The organism is Thiobacter sp. AK1, assembly GCF_039822265.1.
GTDB lineage: Bacteria > Pseudomonadota > Gammaproteobacteria > Burkholderiales > Thiobacteraceae > Thiobacter > Thiobacter aerophilum.
In genome coordinates, this window is sequence record NZ_JBAJEX010000003.1 from 121008 (window position 1) to 136743 (window position 15736).

The following is a 15736-nucleotide window of genomic DNA, read 5'->3' on the forward strand; positions in this document are numbered from 1 at the left end:
CGATGCCCGCTTTCCAGTATTCCGCCGTGGATCGCGATGGACGCCGCTTGCGCGGACGCATGGACGCCGCCAACGAAGCCGACCTGGAACAGCGCTTGAAGCGCATGGGGCTGGATCTCATCACCTGCCGGGTGCAGACCGACGCGGCTCCCCTGTTCGGCCGTCCGGTGTCGCGCCGGGACTTGATCAACTTTTGCTTCCAACTGGAACAGATCACCCGCAGCGGAATCCCTCTTTTGGACGGCGTCGCCGACCTCGCCGCCACCCTGGACAATCCGCGCTTCCGGGAAGTGGTGGCGGCGGTGCACGAGGACATGGTGGGCGGGCGCATGCTGTCCGACGCGCTCGCCAATCATCCTACGGTGTTCGATGCGCTCTTCGTCAGCCTGATCCGCGCCGGCGAGCAGACCGGCAATCTGCCGGAGGTGTTGGCCAATCTGGCGGCGACCCTCAAGTGGCGGGACGAACTCGCGGCCCAGACCAAGCGCCTGCTCATCTATCCCACCGCGGTGCTGATCGTGGTGGGCGCGGTGATTGTGTTCTTGATGCTGTATCTGGTGCCGGAGCTCACCACCTTCCTGCGCACCATGCGCCAAGAACTTCCCTGGCAAACTCGCGCCCTCATCGCCATCTCCGATTTCGTGGGGCGCTACTGGCTCCTGCTTTTCCTGCTGCTTGTGACAAGCCTGGGCCTTCTGCTGCTGGCATCGAAACGCGGTGGCAACGCGCGACTCACCTGGGACTATCTCAAGCTGAACCTGCCGCTCATCGGCCCCATTCTGCAGAAGATCCTGCTGGCGCGCTTCGCCAACTTCTTCGCACTGCTTTACGGGTCGGGCATCACGGTGTTGGATGCGCTGGCCGCCTGCGAAGGCATCGTCGCCAACCGCTATGTGGCTGACGGCCTGCGCCGCGCGGCGCAGCAGATCGCGGGTGGCGAAAGCATCACCGAGAGTTTTCGCAACACTGGTCTATTTCCACCGCTGGTGCTGCGCATGATCCGCGTGGGCGAGACCACCGGCGCCTTGGACGCGGCTCTGATGAACGTCACCTACTTTTACAACCGGGACGTGCGCGAATCAGTGGAACGGGCCCTCAAGCTGCTGGAGCCGGCGCTGACCGTCTTGTTGGGTCTCATCCTCGCGGCCATCCTGTTTGCGGTCCTCGCCCCGGTCTATGATATTTTGGGCACGGTCAAGCTATGAGCGCGCCGCGCCGACCGCCAGCCGCCGATGCCCGCTAGAATCCTGCTCAATCTCTCCGCTCCCCGTGTCACTTGGGGCGTGTTCCATGCCGGACGGCTGGGACAGGTGACCAGCCTGCCAAACGATGGCAGCGCACAGGCCCCTTTCCTCGAGCTGCTCGCCGCCCATCCCCGGCGGCCCGTGTATGTCATGCTGGACGTGGTAGAAGAGGACTTCCGCGTGGAGACCTTGCCCCATGCCTGGGGCCGCGCCCGGCGCGAGATGGTAGAGCGCAAGCTCGCCCAATATTTCCGCACCACGCCTTACCGCGCCGCTTGCCTCCAGGGCCGCGTGGCGGGGCGGCGCCGGGATGATCAGTATTTGTTCATGGCCCTCACCAGCCAAGACTTGCTCCGCCCCTGGCTTGCGCGCCTCGCGGCGCAGAACGCGCCCCTGGCCGGCATCTATCTGTTGCCTTCGGTGAGCACGGCCTTGGTAGCGCGCCTCGATGGTGCCGGCGCACGGCTACTGGTCTCGCGGCAAAGCGGCGGTCTGCGCCAGAGCCTGTTCGTGGACGGCCATTTGCGCATCAGCCGTCTCACCCCGCTGGAGGATGCCTCCGCCGCCGCGCTAGAAGGCGTGTTGCCGGAAGAGATGGAAAAGAGCCGACTGTTTTTCTACAACACGCGGCTGCTTGCGCGCGATGCGCCTTTACTCGCCTGGGTGCTCGATCCCACAGGTGAGCTGGCCGCCGCGTGCCGCCAGGTGCCCACCGAACCCGGCTTCCGCTGCGAGCCGGTGGGGGCCGAGCGTCTCGCCCGCGCCATGGGTCTGCCCACCCACCGCCTGCCCCACGACATGGATGCCCTGATGCTGTGCCTGCTCGGACGTCACGTCCCGGCCTGCAATCTGGCCCAGCCTCAGCAGGTGCGCGGTTTCGTGGAGCAGCGCCTGCGCCGCGTCGCCTATGGCCTCGCCGCCAGCATCGCTTGCCTGGGCGTGGCGTACGCCGGCGGAAGCTTCTACCAGAGTCAAAATCTGCGCCAACAGGCCGCGTTGGCGCGCGCCGAGGCCAACCAGGTTCGAGCCCGCTATGAGGACGTCACGCGCACCTTCCCCGCCGCGCCGGCCACTGCCGGGCAGATGCGCGCCGCAGTGGAGACAGTGGCCATGCTCAACGCCCAGCGCCGCACGCCCGAGGCGGCGCTACGCCTGGTGGGAGGCGTGCTGCCCGCCTTTCCACAGGTTAAGCTGGTGCGCTTTGCCTGGAATGCCGAGACAGGGACCGCGGAACAGATCGAGCTCAGCGCCGAAATTCACCCCTTCGATGGCGATTACCGCGTTGCGCTGGCGCTCATCCAGCGACTGGCCGATAGTCTGCGCGCCCAGGCCGGCGTGAAGGAGGTGAACGTGGTCGAGCTACCGGTCAACCTGGATCCCAAGACGCCCCTATCCGGCAACAGCGCCGAGATACCAGCCAGCGCGAGCGCCCCATTCAGGCTGGCGCTGCGCCTGGAGCGCGCGCCATGAATGCCGGCGCCTGGCTCGCAAAGTGGCTTTTTCCGCTGGCAGCGCTTGGCGCGGCTAGCGTCTTCGCGGCATGGCTCTTCAGCGTGAGTTTGGCCGCCGTGGGCGAGGCCCGGCGCGTTTTGGAGCAAGAGCAAAGCCGTTTGGCGGCGGCCCGTGCCCGCCTCAATCAGGTGGACGAAGAACGCCGCGCCCTGGAGCGCTATGCGCCGGCCTACCGGGCGCTGCTCGCGGCCGGCATCGTCGGCCCGGAGCAGCGTGTGAATTGGATCGATGCCGTGCGGGCGGCAAGCCAAAGTCTGCGCGGCTTCGCCGTGGATTATCGGCTAGCGGCCCAGCAACCGGCCCGCCTTTTGGCCGCGCCGGCGGGCGTGGTGGTGCATGAAAGCCTGATGGAACTCAACCTCAAGCTGCTGCACGAAGGCGACCTGCTCGCCTTCCTCTCGGCCCTGGACAACCAGCACGCGGGCCTGGCGCTCCCCCGCTCCTGCACCATCCAGCGGCTCGCAAGTGGCCCGTTCAGCGCCCGCTTCGAGCCCAAGCTCGTCGCCGAGTGCAGCCTGGTCTGGATCACCTTGAGCCCGGTGGAGCGCCAACCATGAAGCGCCTCGCCCTGCTGGCGCTGGCCGTCTTCCTCGCGCCTGCGTGGGCAGACGATCTGGGACGCCTCTTTTTCACGCCCGATGAGCGCGCCCTCCTGGATTTGGCGCGGCGTACCCAGGCGACAGCAGGGGCGGGTCAGGACCCAGGCGTAGGCATCACCCTCAATGGCGTGGTCATCCGCAGCGACGGCCGACAGACGGTGTGGATAAACGGTCGCCCCCAGGCGAATGCCCGTGCGCGCGCCCCCGGCACCGCCTTCATTCCCCTCGATGGCAAACAGGTGCGGCTGCGGGTCGGACAGACCCTGGACCCCCTCACCGGCCAGGTGCGGGAAGGCACGCCCCGTGCCGCAGCCCCGGCGGCGAGCGACGCCCCACCGGTGGCCCCGCCCAAGGGCGCAACTAAGCCCCGCCACCGCGGCGAAACCACGGCCACTTCCAACCCCGAGAATCATGAAGCCAGCGACTGGGCGTCGCCGTGACACGGGTGAACAGGGCGCCGCCTTGTTCCTGGTGCTCCTCCTGCTGCTGGTGGGAGGCGGCCTCGTCTTCGTCAGTCGGATCAAAAGTGCCCAGGTGGAGTTGGAAGCGCAGCGCAAAACCAGCGCGGCCCTCGCCGTGGCCAAGCAGGCCCTGTTGGGTTACGCCGTGCTGGATCCCGGAAGCGCAAAGCTCAACCCGGGCCGTCTGCCCTGTCCGGACCAGGACAACGATGGCAATGCCCAAGGGGCAGCCTGTGCCACCCCCTATGTGGGGTGGTTTCCCTGGCGCACCCTGGACACAGGCGACCTCCGCGACGGCACTGGGCAACGCCTCTGGCTCCTGGTGGATGGCGCCTTCCGCAGCGGCGGTGGGCCGCTCAACACCAACACACAACCCAGCCTCACCCTGGATGGGCAGCCGGTGGTGGCCGTGCTATTCGCCCCGGGGCCCGTGCTTGACCGCCTCGGCCAGGTGCGGCCAGGCAGCGGGCCATTCTCGGCACCCAGCGCCTACCCCAACTACCTGGAAGGCGTCACCCGAAGCCCGCCGGCCGTCCACACCGCGCCCTCCTCCGACACCTACAACGACAGCGTGCTCGCCCTCACGCCCCAGACCCTCTTCACCCTCGTGACCCAGCGCATGGCGCGGGAACTCGCCGCAGTCAACCCCCCGCCCTACAGCGCAACCACCGTCGCCGACCTGAACAAACCCTCGCTTTGGATTGCCAACCAGTGGGATGACGCCCTCGATCCCAGCTCCACCGTCAGCCCCACCGCCATCACCCTCAAGTTCAGAAACTGCGCCATCGTCTACACCATCACGGGCAAAGACGCGGTGACCCGCGACCGACCGTCCTGCTAAGCCCAGCGATCCCAGCACCCCGCAGGGCAGCCCATCCGTAGGCCGCGTTTGTCGGAAAAATTTACACTTGCAGCCGAGGCAGTTGGGCCCGCTCGATGCAACAGATTGATTAAAAGAGACAATCACGCAGTTGGCACGGATGGTGCTTAGCGATGGCTGCAGGAACCCATTCGGCCCGTCTCCAATGCAAGGGGCGGGTAACACTGAAGTTGATCAGGAGGTAACCATGAATATCGGACTAAAGCCTTCGTCGTGGACAAGGCGGCTTAACCTAATTGGCGTGATGGTTGGTTTGGGATGGGCAGGCGCTTCGTTGGCTGCCCCCCTTCCTGCGGGCTGGACGTGTGTCGGCAACTGCGGCACCAACACCAGTGCCGACGGCGTAGTGAGCCTACCGCCGGGCTTCGGCTCTTATCAGTGGATTTCCACAAATGGAGGCCCTGGTGGTGTAGGGACATTGCCAGTGGGCGCCACCGGCCAGGAAACCAACGGTTCGTTTGCGCAGACGCCCGCTTTCAGCGCCAACTCTGGGGACACGCTTACCTTCTACTTCAACTACATCACCAGTGATGGCGCCGAATACACGGAGTACGCGTGGGCGGGGTTGTATCAGGGCACCAACACGTTCGATTCCTTACTCTTTACCGCCCGGACCACGCCCAGCGGCAATACAGTTCCTGGTTTTGGGCTGCCTGGGCTGGGAGCGGGGGTTACGCTGACCCCCCCCAGCACTCCCATTATTGCAGGTGCACCAACCTTCTCGCCCCTTGGCGGCTCCTCGGGCACGTGCTATGACGTGGGATGCGGATATACAGACTGGATCAAAATGACCTACACTTTCCCAACGTCAGGCACTTATTCCATTGGATTCGGCGTGACAAACGCGCTTGACCAAGCTTTCCAGTCGGCTTTTGCATTTGCGGGTCTTTCGCTCAACGAAAAACCCATTGGTCAAAGTGTCCCCGAGCCCGCCTCCCTGGCTCTCATGGGCCTGGGGCTTGCGGGACTGGCCGCCCTCCGGCGCCGCAAGCCCGCGTGAAGGGAAAAGAGCGCAATCACAGCCCGGCAGACAACTGTCGGGCTTTTTTACGCCCTATTTTGGTCAGCGCAGGTAGCCTTCCTGCTCCAACTTGATGAGCACGCGCTGCACTGCCTCGTCCACGGTGAGCTCACTGGTATCCAGCGCAAGCTCCGGCTGCTCCGGCGCCTCGTAGGGGTCGGACACGCCGGTGAAAGCCTGAATGAGCCCAGCGCGGGCCTTGGCGTAGAGGCCCTTGCGGTCGCGCGCCTCGCACACTTCGATGGGCGTTGCCACATACACTTCGAAGAAACCGCCGTATTGCCGGATCATCTGGCGCACGGCGCGGCGGCTTTCCCGATAGGGGGCGATGGGCGCACAGATAGCAATGCCGCGATGCTTGACGATCTCGCTCGCCACGTAGCCTATGCGGCGCACGTTGATCTCGCGATGTTCCCGGGAGAATCCCAGCTCGCTGGACAAATGCTTGCGCACGATGTCGCCGTCGAGCAGGGTCACCTGCCGACCGGTGATTTCCAAGAGCCGAATCTGCAGCGCCTTGGCCAGGGTGGACTTGCCCGCGCCGGACAGCCCGGTGCAAAACACGCAGAAGCCCTGCTGATGCCGCGGTGGATAGGCACGCTGCAGGGCGGCCACCACCTCGGGCCAGGCATACCAGGCGGGGATGTTGAGGCCCCAGTCCAGTCGCCGTTCGAATTCCTGGGCGGTGAAAGCCAGCCTCCGCGCGCCCGCCACCACGTCCTCCTCCGGCAGAAACTGAGCACGATCCTCCACGTACACCATGCGCCGGAAGGGCACCAGTTCCACACCCACCGCCTGCACGGCCTCCGGCAGCGTGGCTTGCACTTCCGCGAGGATGTCCGCGCCACGCCGCTGTTCGCCTGCTGACGTTTGCTCGCCACCGACGATGAGGTGGGCGCAGCCGTGATTGCGCGCGAGGATGGCCCGCAGCATCACGCCACGCGGGCCGGGGGGCAGCTGTGCGAGAGGGAGCAGGGCGAGCACGCTTAAGGCCGGTGGCAAGTGTTTCACCGCCGCCTGCCAGGCCCGCACCCGGCTGAAATATTCCGCCTCGTTGGCCGGCAGCACGCCCGCCACGCCGTGTAGCAGCAGATTCGCCTCACGGTCGAGGGAGGCCTTGACTACAAAGGCTTCGTGCATGCGCTGCAGGGGATGGGCCGTCTGGTAGGCGATCACGCGCTTGAAGCCGCGCCGCTCAAACTGGGCGCGCAAGGCCGCAGGCGTGAAGCGCCACTCCAGAAAGTCATGGCGCGGCGGCAGCGCCACGCCTTCCACGGTGCCGCCAACACAGATGCCGCCGGGCGAGGTGCCCAGCGCCGCGCGTTCGAGGCGCTCATCAGCCGGCCAGACGTCGGCAACGGTGAGCACCGCGGGCATGAAACCCTCCGGATCGCGTAGGGCGTAGCGTCGGCCCGGTGTCATGCCTGTGGCCTGTTTTTCCGTGAGGCGCAACACCAATGGCCAGGGCCACCAGGTGCCATCCGAAAGATGTCCCGTTGCCAGCACCGCCCGGTAGTCCGCCTCGCCAAGATAGCCGGTCAGGGGTGAAAAGCCGCCGTTGAGCAGAAGCTCCAGCTCGCAAAGCTGCTCGCGCGTGAGGTCGAGATCCGGCAGATCGCGTGCTTCCTCACGCAGCGCCGCCGCGCGTTTTTCATCCACGAGGAGATTCACCAGGCGGCCGCCGTAGGGCGCAGGAAGCGTATCCGTCACGCTGCGCGCCCCGCTGTAAATGCCGCATCGAAGGCGGCGAAAAAGCGCTCAAGCTCGCCCTCCGGCAAATGGTTGATGCCCGCCGCCGCCTTGCGTCCGCCGCCCGTCGCGAACTGGCTGGCGAGCCCGTCGGCACCGCTTGGGCTGGCAAGCGGAGCGCGGATGCTCACCAGGTAGCCGCCTGGTTTGCACGTGAGCACGGCGTGGGCCTCCTGCGGAGCCTGGCGCGCAAGCAGGTTTCCAAACAGGCCGGATACGCGGCGCGCCCAGGCTTCGTTGGGCAACAGGTAGATCGCCCCGGCGGCGCAACGGTGCACCGGACGCACAGCTTGCGCCCGCGCCAGATCCTGGGCGCAGCCTTCCTTGAGGATGACGAAAGCACGCTCTGCCGCGATGAACTCGAAGGGATCGCGGTAGGCGTGCAGCAGGCGGTAAAGCGCCGCGGGATGGAAATACAAATCGTCCGTGGTTTCCCCATAGGCGTTGTAGTTTAAGCACTCACCCAGCTCGCGCAGGGCGTCGAGCTGCGCCTCGGTGAGAGCCAAATCCCGGGCCGCCCGCCGTGCCGCAGCGTGCAGGTTATCGCCGAAGGCGCCCACCACCGCCCACGGACGATGCCGACCGGAAAGATAGCGATCCACGAGCAGGCTGGTACACCACTCCGGCCCGGTCTCGATGTGCGCCGCCAGGCGCACATGTCGCGGAATCTCGCCCGCCTGATGATGATCGAAATAGGTCACCTCCGCGCCCGCATCGAGCATGCGCATGAGCGCCGCGCGGTTCTTGTCCAGGGAAATGTCCAGCACCGTCACGCGGTCGCCGGCACCCGCCGCGACCCGCTTAAGCAGGCCAATGTCCCGCTTCACGCCGGTGACCAGCTCACTTTCGCGCGGCACTTCCAGCCGCAGCATGTGCAGGGCGCAGATGCCGTCGGCATCGCCGTTGAAGACGTCATAGTCGGTCATGGAACCACCCTTGAAACCAGATTATCCATTACGACGCGGCTGTCCCACCAAGACGACGATGGATCTCATATGCCCTGCAGTTTAGGGGCACGCGCCGGTGTGATGGATAATCCGGGTTGAGGGGTAGCGGCTTTGGCCACGCCGCGCTCACCGCGCGCAAGCCAGCCCGCCACACCCCTGAAGGCCCTTCGCTGCCACCGTGGCAAGCCAGCGACCCAGAGCGATTCTAGCCGGAATCGGCGCCGGCCTATACACTTGGCCCATGGTTGTGCTGCCTTTCCGTCACATCATCGGCCTGCGCCCGAGCGGCGAGGGAATGACAGAGAGCGAACGACATCGACACGGGCGCATCACCCACGGCAGGCTGCGAGCGGAAGTGAAAGGCATCGATTGAGCATCACGTTAGTACGTGACACCTGTTTGTCGTCCGCGCAAAAGCGGACCGGGGAAAATGACCAACAATACTCTGGATTCCCGCCTTCGCGGGAATGACAGGTTACTTACGCAGCTGGCAACTACTTCGGTAGAGGTCAATAAAATGGTGGAGCGATTCATCGTAGAAACCATGGGCGCGTGCCCAAGAGTGCAGCGCCTGCCGAAGCGGGCGAAGGGGTGACATGCCCATTTCCGTGCTGGTAGTCGGCGGCGCGGGCTACATCGGCTCGCACATGGTGGCCGCGCTCCTGGCGGGTGGATGCCGGGTCACCATCTTCGACAATCTCAGCACCGGACATCGCGATGCGGTGCTGGGTGGGGAATTCGTGCAGGGCGATCTGGCCGACCGCGCCACCCTCGATGCGCTGTTGAACGCTCGTCATTTCGATGCGGTGATGCATTTCGCCTCCTTTATCCAAGTGGGTGAGTCGGTACGCGAACCTGCGAAGTACTACGCCAACAACCTCGCCCACACGCTGAATCTGCTGGATGCCATGGTGGCCCACGGCGTACACCGCTTCATCTTCTCCTCCAGCGCCGCGGTGTATGGCAACCCCGCGCAGGTGCCCATTCCCGAAACGCACCCGAAACAGCCCATCAATCCCTACGGCCGCACGAAGTGGATGGTGGAGCAGATTCTCGAAGACTACGATCGCGCCTATGGGCTGAAGTCGGTTTGCCTGCGCTACTTCAATGCCGCCGGCGCCGATCCCGAAGGCCGACTCGGGGAACGCCACGAACCGGAGACCCATCTCATTCCCCTGGTGCTGCGTGCCGCTCGCGGGCGGCTGCCCCATGTCTCGGTGTTTGGGCGCGACTACGACACGCCGGATGGCACTTGCATCCGCGACTACGTACACGTGACCGATCTGGCTGAGGCCCACTGGCTCGCCCTGGAATACCTGCTCGCGGGCAGCGCCTCTACCGCCTTGAATCTGGGCAATGGCGCAGGCTTTTCGGTGGCGGAGGTGATCGCCACGGCCGGGCGCGTCACCGGCCGGCGCATTCCGGTGCGGGATGCGCCCCGGCGCGCTGGGGATCCGCCGCGTTTGGTGGCGGACGCAGCACGCGCGCGTGACCTGCTCGGCTGGCGTCCCCGTTTCGATGCCCTCGCCACCATCATCGCCCACGCCTGGCAGTGGGAATGCCGTGCGCCATGAGCGCGCCCCGTCCGAGCCCGCCGCTCGCGCTCTTTTTCTACGCCGCGCTCTTGGTGTATGGCAGTCTCTATCCCCTGTATGGCTGGCGCGTACCGGAACCGGCCGCCTGGGGGTTCCTCATCGCGCCCGTGCCGCCGGTGGTCACCCGCACCGACCTGGCAACCAACGTGCTCGTGTATGTCCCCTTCGGCTGGCTCATGGCGCGCGCCTTGACGGCCTCGCGCCGGTTGCGCGTGGCCCTGCCCATGACCTGTGCCGCTGCGGCCCTGTTCTCCACCGCCATGGAGACCGGCCAGCTGTTCATCCCGGGACGGATCGCCTCCAACCTGGACATCGCGGCCAACAGCCTCGGCGCGCTCCTGGGCGGCCTTCTCTACGGATTGGCGCGGTGGGACCGGCTGCCGGGACGGCTGGTGATGGGGCTGCGCCATCGCCTCCTCGCACCTGGCCGCCTGTCCGAGGCCGCTTTGCTGCTGCTCGCCCTGTGGGCCCTGCTACAGCTCTCCCTGGAACCGCCTTCCCTGCTGGCCGGCCACCTGAATCGGGGCTTTCTGCCCTTCTGGGAAGTGCCCAGCCATCTTGACAGGCTGGAGCCCCTGCTTGCCGCCATCTACGCTGGCGAACTGGTGGTAGTGGGGCTAATGCTTGCCACGGTACTGCGGCAACCTCCGCGCCCAATGGGAATGACGGTGGCGGCGACCACGTTTGTCCTCGCCTGCAAATTCGCCGCCGCGGCGGTGCTGCTCAAATGGACCGTGCTGGAACGGCTGCTTTCTGTGGAACTCATAAGTGGGCTTGCGGCGGGCGCGTTGTCCCTCAACCGCCTGCTTGGGGTATGGCCGCAGCGGCCAGCACGGTGGAGCGGGGTGGCCATTGCCCTGCTGCTGGGAGCCGCCCTGGTCTATCTCATCTGGCCGGGCATGGTGGAGCCTTCCCCCCGTCGGCTCAACGTCACGGGACTGGCCGCGGCTGGGGCGCTGGCCTGGCCTTGGCTTTCCGCCCTGTACCTGGCTGTGGCGCGGGGAGAACCGCCGTCACCGCGGCCGTCACGCTGACGGCAAGCCACCACGCGAGGCCAAAGCGCAGAACGAGTTCGCCGTCTGAGGCGTAGTGGGCGCGATCGGTCGAGAGCAAGAACTGCAGCGCGGAAAACACCCGGCCATATTTCACCAGTGTGGGCTCAAGCCCGAAAGCGAGCAGAACCCAGGCCACCGGCCCTGCGCCAAGCACCGCCCAGGGCAGCCAGCGCACGCGGCGCCCGTCGATCCAGGCTGCCAGGCCGTAGCCCGCGAGCGCCGTGACAAAGCCTGCCAGCCAGACCCAGAGAAAGGCGTCCCAGCGCGCCGAATGGGCGAGAAGCTCCGTGAGGTTGTCGGTATTGGCGGCCAGCACCACCACGGCATAGGAGGTCACCACAAGCGGACAAGCCAGCGCAATGGCCAGCCACCGCACCGGCCGCGGCGCGCCCAGGGCGAGGCTCGCGGCGGGAAAGGCGGCTGCCGAAACGGCGGCGAACAAGCCCAGAAAACGCGCCACGATTTCCGACTCCCCGGGCCAATCCAAGGTCGGGCTGCCCACCACGTCGTAAAGACTCTCGATCGGCACCGCCAGCCGCAGTAGGGCAAAAGCAAACACCCCGTGCAGCAGAATACCGGCGGGCAGCCAAGCCAGGCCTCGCCGCCCATCGCCGGCCCGCGCCAGCCAGGCGGGGAAACCGACGATCCACAGCATGGCCAGGGAAAGCGCCAACGAAGATAATAGCGCGTGCTCGCCCAAGAGTTCACGCACGTTGTACGGCACGGAGGGAAGACGCGTGCCGACCAAGGCAAAGGCGGCAAGTCCCCACCACACCGCGATCAAGCGCAGGCCGCGCCGCGGGCGCTGAGAGGCGCGCGCTGGGAGCACGGTGGGACTCAGCGTGCCCTTTGCCAGCCAGCCGCTCAGCCACACCCCGATCCCGCCGCCACAGCCCTCGATCAGCCAGTCGGTGAGGTCGGCATGCTTGCCCGGCAGGAAAAACTGCCCGCCCTCCAGGAGCGCAGCCACCGCCAGGCTCAACACCAGCGCCGCACCCCGTTTACATCCCGCCCGCGCGGCGAGCCAGCCCAGGGGAACAAAAAACAGCAGCTTGTGCAGCACCTCGGTGGCCGCCCGATATTCGGTGCCAAAGTAGTAGGCCGCGAAAGGCACGCGCGGAAGCCCCGCGAGCCGCTGCGACAGGAATGGCCCGTCGGCGCGGAAGTCGAAGGGATACCAGAACAGCCCGACGAGCACGACTACCCACGCGCCCAGCAGCGCCGCTGCCGCGGCCCGCGGGAAGATGGCCTCCCCCCGGCGTGGAAGGATCGCACCCATGAAGCCGCCTAGCGCGGCGGTGAGCACATCCGTCACGTCGGTCACGCGGCTATACACCCAGAGTTGCAGGAATTCGAGCAGGGCGGCGGCTGCCACCGTGTTGCCCACGGCCCGCGCCCGGCTCGCGCCGCCGGCCCGCCACAGCCAGGCGGCCGGGATCCACAGCGCCACGTCGGTGATGAGGTCGTAGAGGGCCTGCGACGGGTCGGCCGGTAAGCCGGCAAAGGGCAGCATCACCACCCGCCCAGCGCGAAACTTGTGGTATAGCTCTACCGGGCTGATGGTGAGATCCAAGGGCAGCACGTTGTAGAAAAACAAGCCGCAAAGCCACAGGGCGAGCAGGCGTTCGTGGCGCGCCAGCGGCCCGTGCGCCTCGCGCCAGCCCCCCACCCAGGCCACCAGTCGCTCTCCCGCCACCCACCAGAGGGCCACGCCCCCGACCGCCCCGAGGCTCTCTGCCAGGATGTCGTTCAAGGAAACGGTGCGTGGCGGGAAGTAGAGCTGGGCAAACTCGATGGCCACGGAGAGCAAAACCGACGCCGCCCCCACCGCCAGCGTGGCGGCCAGTCGCCACGGTCGGCTCGAGTGGTGCCACACCACGCCCAGCCAGAGAAAGGCGAGGGGGATGAATAGCAGAATGTTGGCGACCCAGTCGGCGCGGGAGCCGATGCCCAAGGTGAGATAGGGCATGGCTTGGAAACGCGCCAGCGCCTCGGCAAGGGGCAGCGGCCGGAAATCCAGCGGCACCAAGCTGCCGTAGATCACGAAGACCGTGTAGGCCAGGGCAGTCCCCAGCAGAAGGCGGCGGGAAGATGGGTTCACGGCGGACGCACCTGTCTTGCACCTACCTTAGCGCGAAAGCGGCCACCGCACCAGGCGCGGGCCGGCGTAGGCGTAACGGTACACCGGGCAGCACTTGTGCACAGGGAGACGATGGGCCTGGGGCACGCTCATCCCCGGGCCAGCGGGGGCGAAAAATTCCCGAGCCGTTCCTAGCGTGCCCCGCCAGCCGTGCCGCTTCGCCTGGCCAGCGCGCCTCGAGGTCCGCTGAGGGGGATTGCGATATACTTTTGCGATCCAGGATTTGACTAAACAGAGGAGGGGTCTGGTGAAATCCCGTCTACTCACGTCGCTAATGGTGGCAACCGGCCTTGCCCTCACGCTTGCTGGGTGCAACAAAAAGCCCGAAACGGCGGCCGGGGACGAATTGGTGATCAAGATCGGTTCGGTCTCCCCGCTGACGGGCCCCCAGGCCCACCTGGGCAAGGACAACGAAAACGGCGCCCGCCTGGCGGTGGAGGAACTCAACGCCAAGGGCCTGAGCATCGCCGGCAAGAAAGCCCGCATCGAGCTCATCGCCGAGGACGACGCGGCGGATCCCAAGACCGCCACCATCGTCGCCCAGCGATTGATCGACGCGCACGTGGCCGGCGTCATCGGGCATCTCAATTCCGGCACCTCGATTCCCGCCTCCAAGCTCTATAGCGATGCCGGAATCGTCCAGATTTCTCCCTCCGCCACCGCTGTGAAATACACGGCCCAGGGGTTCAAGACCGCTTTTCGCGTCATGACCAACGACGAGCAACAAGGTCGGGTGCTGGGCCAGTACGCGGCCAAGCTCGGCAAGAGGGTCGCCATCATCGACGATCGCACCGCTTATGGGCAGGGCTTGGCGGACGAGGTGGAAAAGGCCGCCAAGGCCGCCGGCGCCGAAATCGTCGCGCGGGAATACACCTCGGACAAGGCCACCGATTTCACTGCCATTCTCACCGCCATCAAGGGCAAGCAACCCGACGTAATCTTCTTTGGGGGCATGGATCCGCAGGCGGCGCCCATGGTGCGGCAAATGAAGCGATTGGGCATCACCGCCCAGTTCCTCGGCGGAGATGGCATGCAAACTGCCGAATTCCTGCAACTGGCAGGGGCCGACGCGGAGGGCGTGATCGCATCCAGCCCCGGCTTGCCGCTGTCCCTGATGCCAGGTGGCAAAGCGTTCGAAGAAAAATTCACCGCCAAGTACGGCAAGATCCAAAACTACGCACCGTACGCCTACGACGCGGTGATGGTCATGGTGGAAGCCATGCGGCGCGCCAACTCGACCGATCCCAAGCAATACCTGGCTGAGCTGGCGAAGATCAACTACGACGGCGTCACCGGCAACATTCAGTTCGACCAGAAAGGCGACCTGGCCAGCGGTGTCGTGACGCTCTATCAGGTCAAGGGCGGCAAGTGGGAGCCGCTCGAAACGGTGCGAAGCGGCGGCAAGTAATCGGCGCACGGTGCCCCTTCCGCGGGCAGGCCGCCCGCCGTTTTGCCAACCAAAGGCGCGCCCAGAGCGTTCGTGAAATGCCCTTCCATGCTTTTTCCCTGTTAGGCCATCTTGGACATCTTCCTGCAACAGCTCATTAACGGCCTGGTCCTCGGCAGCGTCTATGCGCTGGTCGCGCTGGGCTACACCATGGTCTATGGCATCCTCGAACTCATCAACTTCGCCCATGGCGAAGTGACCATGATGGGCGCCATGGTGGCCCTCACCGTGATCGGCGCCCTGGTCGGCGCCCACGTGGATCTGCCCGGCATCCTCATCGTTGCCACCGGCGTGCTGGTGGCCATCCCGACGTGCATGTTGCTTGGCTTTACCATCGAGCGGGTGGCCTATCGTCCGCTGCGCCATGCGCCGCGGCTGGCGCCTTTGATCACCGCCATCGGCGTCTCCATTCTGCTGCAGAACATCGCGATGATCGTCTGGGGGCGGCAATACGTGAAATTCCCGGCCATCCTGCCCTCGGGCAGCCATCAGATCGGGGGCGCGACCATCAGCGACTTGCAGATTTTCATTCTCGTGCTGTCGCTGGGAATCATGGCCGGCCTCGTGCTGCTGGTGCAGAAAACCAAGCTCGGCCGCGCCATGCGCGCCACCGCCCAATCGCTGCAGGTGGCCTCTCTGATGGGCGTGAACGTGAACACCGTGATCGCGCTCACCTTCATCATCGGCTCGGCGCTGGCCGCCGTCGCCGGTGTGATGGTGGCGGCCTACTATGGTCTTGCCCACTATTACATGGGCTTTTTGCTCGGGCTGAAAGCTTTCACCGCCGCGGTGCTGGGGGGCATCGGCAACATCGCCGGCGCCATGCTGGGCGGGCTTTTGCTGGGCGTGATCGAAAGCCTGGGGGCAGGCTACATCGGCGATCTCACCGGGGGTTTCATGGGCAGCAATTACCAGGACGTGTTCGCCTTCTTGGTGCTGATCCTGGTGTTGGTGCTGCGACCGTCCGGCTTGCTGGGCGAACACGTGGGGGAACGCGCGTGAGCCGGGTCATGAAGCTTCCAGCTGGAAACGAATCGGCCCGGCGCGCGACTGCGTGCTTGGTGCGTTTTGAGGCAGGTTTTCCCG

The 15736-nt window shown here is 65.9% G+C and carries 13 protein-coding genes; 10 read left to right on the top strand and 3 right to left on the bottom strand.

From position 1 onward, the window contains the following. The first annotated feature begins 2 nt into the window (after window positions 1–2). From V6E02_RS05560 to V6E02_RS05585, 6 genes are all read left to right on the top strand, one after another. Window positions 3–1205, top strand: coding sequence for a type II secretion system F family protein (locus V6E02_RS05560; protein ID WP_347307783.1), 1203 nt, complete (start codon window positions 3–5; stop codon window positions 1203–1205). Window positions 1206–1232: 27 nt separating this feature from the next. Then, window positions 1233–2714 (top strand): hypothetical protein, encoded by a 1482-nt coding sequence (locus V6E02_RS05565; RefSeq protein ID WP_347307784.1) that lies wholly within the window; start codon window positions 1233–1235, stop codon window positions 2712–2714. Between the two features lie 83 nt (window positions 2715–2797). Then, complete coding sequence (locus V6E02_RS05570) at window positions 2798–3313, top strand: hypothetical protein (protein ID WP_347307785.1); 516 nt, start codon at window positions 2798–2800, stop codon at window positions 3311–3313. After that, entirely contained in the window at window positions 3310–3795 is a 486-nt protein-coding gene (locus V6E02_RS05575; protein WP_347307786.1) for a hypothetical protein, read from the top strand. Before V6E02_RS05570 ends, V6E02_RS05575 begins: the two co-directional genes overlap by 4 nt. Further along, complete coding sequence (locus V6E02_RS05580; RefSeq protein ID WP_347307787.1) at window positions 3767–4657, top strand: hypothetical protein; 891 nt, start codon at window positions 3767–3769, stop codon at window positions 4655–4657. The genes V6E02_RS05575 and V6E02_RS05580 overlap by 29 nt, the downstream gene beginning before the upstream one ends. Before the next feature lie 226 nt (window positions 4658–4883). Beyond that, window positions 4884–5696: an NF038132 family protein gene (locus tag V6E02_RS05585; RefSeq protein WP_347307788.1), complete on the top strand. Its 813-nt coding sequence runs from the start codon at window positions 4884–4886 to the stop codon at window positions 5694–5696. A 63-nt stretch (window positions 5697–5759) separates the two neighbouring features. On the opposite strand, the gene V6E02_RS05590 is transcribed toward V6E02_RS05585, so the two are convergent. Continuing rightward, window positions 5760–7427, bottom strand: coding sequence for a bifunctional sulfate adenylyltransferase/adenylylsulfate kinase (locus V6E02_RS05590; protein WP_347307789.1), 1668 nt, complete (start codon window positions 7425–7427; stop codon window positions 5760–5762). Beyond that, a complete protein-coding gene (locus V6E02_RS05595; protein WP_347307790.1) occupies window positions 7424–8392 on the bottom strand; it encodes an acetyltransferase in 969 nt (322 codons plus the stop codon). Before V6E02_RS05595 ends, V6E02_RS05590 begins: the two co-directional genes overlap by 4 nt. Before the next feature lie 617 nt (window positions 8393–9009). Here V6E02_RS05595 and galE point away from each other — a divergent pair. Together galE and V6E02_RS05605 are read left to right on the top strand one after the other, a co-directional pair. Further along, entirely contained in the window at window positions 9010–9987 is a 978-nt protein-coding gene (gene galE, locus V6E02_RS05600; RefSeq protein WP_347307791.1) for a UDP-glucose 4-epimerase GalE, read from the top strand. Beyond that, window positions 9984–11042: a VanZ family protein gene (locus tag V6E02_RS05605; protein WP_347307792.1), complete on the top strand. Its 1059-nt coding sequence runs from the start codon at window positions 9984–9986 to the stop codon at window positions 11040–11042. The genes galE and V6E02_RS05605 overlap by 4 nt, the downstream gene beginning before the upstream one ends. Here the strand turns inward: V6E02_RS05605 and V6E02_RS05610 are convergent. Next, window positions 10939–13164: a VanZ family protein gene (locus V6E02_RS05610; RefSeq protein ID WP_347307793.1), complete on the bottom strand. Its 2226-nt coding sequence runs from the start codon at window positions 13162–13164 to the stop codon at window positions 10939–10941. The two genes, V6E02_RS05605 and V6E02_RS05610, sit on opposite strands and share 104 nt — an antisense overlap. Before the next feature lie 313 nt (window positions 13165–13477). Here V6E02_RS05610 and V6E02_RS05615 point away from each other — a divergent pair, with 313 nt between their 5' ends. Then, a complete protein-coding gene (locus V6E02_RS05615; protein WP_347307922.1) occupies window positions 13478–14611 on the top strand; it encodes a branched-chain amino acid ABC transporter substrate-binding protein in 1134 nt (377 codons plus the stop codon). A 111-nt stretch (window positions 14612–14722) separates the two neighbouring features. Beyond that, complete coding sequence (locus V6E02_RS05620; protein WP_347307794.1) at window positions 14723–15652, top strand: branched-chain amino acid ABC transporter permease; 930 nt, start codon at window positions 14723–14725, stop codon at window positions 15650–15652. The last annotated feature ends 84 nt before the right edge of the window (window positions 15653–15736 follow it).

Bases quoted from the DNA above. Each gene is read 5' to 3' on its own strand.
- V6E02_RS05595 (WP_347307790.1), bottom strand. From the start codon at position 8,392: ATGACCGACTATGACGTCTTCAACGGCGATGCCGACGGCATCTGCGCC.
- V6E02_RS05560 (WP_347307783.1), top strand. From the start codon at position 3: ATGCCCGCTTTCCAGTATTCCGCCGTGGATCGCGATGGACGCCGCTTG.
- V6E02_RS05615 (WP_347307922.1), top strand. From the start codon at position 13,478: ATGGTGGCAACCGGCCTTGCCCTCACGCTTGCTGGGTGCAACAAAAAG.
- V6E02_RS05565 (WP_347307784.1), top strand. From the start codon at position 1,233: ATGCCCGCTAGAATCCTGCTCAATCTCTCCGCTCCCCGTGTCACTTGG.
- galE (WP_347307791.1), top strand. From the start codon at position 9,010: ATGCCCATTTCCGTGCTGGTAGTCGGCGGCGCGGGCTACATCGGCTCG.
- V6E02_RS05580 (WP_347307787.1), top strand. From the start codon at position 3,767: ATGAAGCCAGCGACTGGGCGTCGCCGTGACACGGGTGAACAGGGCGCC.
- V6E02_RS05575 (WP_347307786.1), top strand. From the start codon at position 3,310: ATGAAGCGCCTCGCCCTGCTGGCGCTGGCCGTCTTCCTCGCGCCTGCG.
- V6E02_RS05605 (WP_347307792.1), top strand. From the start codon at position 9,984: ATGAGCGCGCCCCGTCCGAGCCCGCCGCTCGCGCTCTTTTTCTACGCC.
- V6E02_RS05585 (WP_347307788.1), top strand. From the start codon at position 4,884: ATGAATATCGGACTAAAGCCTTCGTCGTGGACAAGGCGGCTTAACCTA.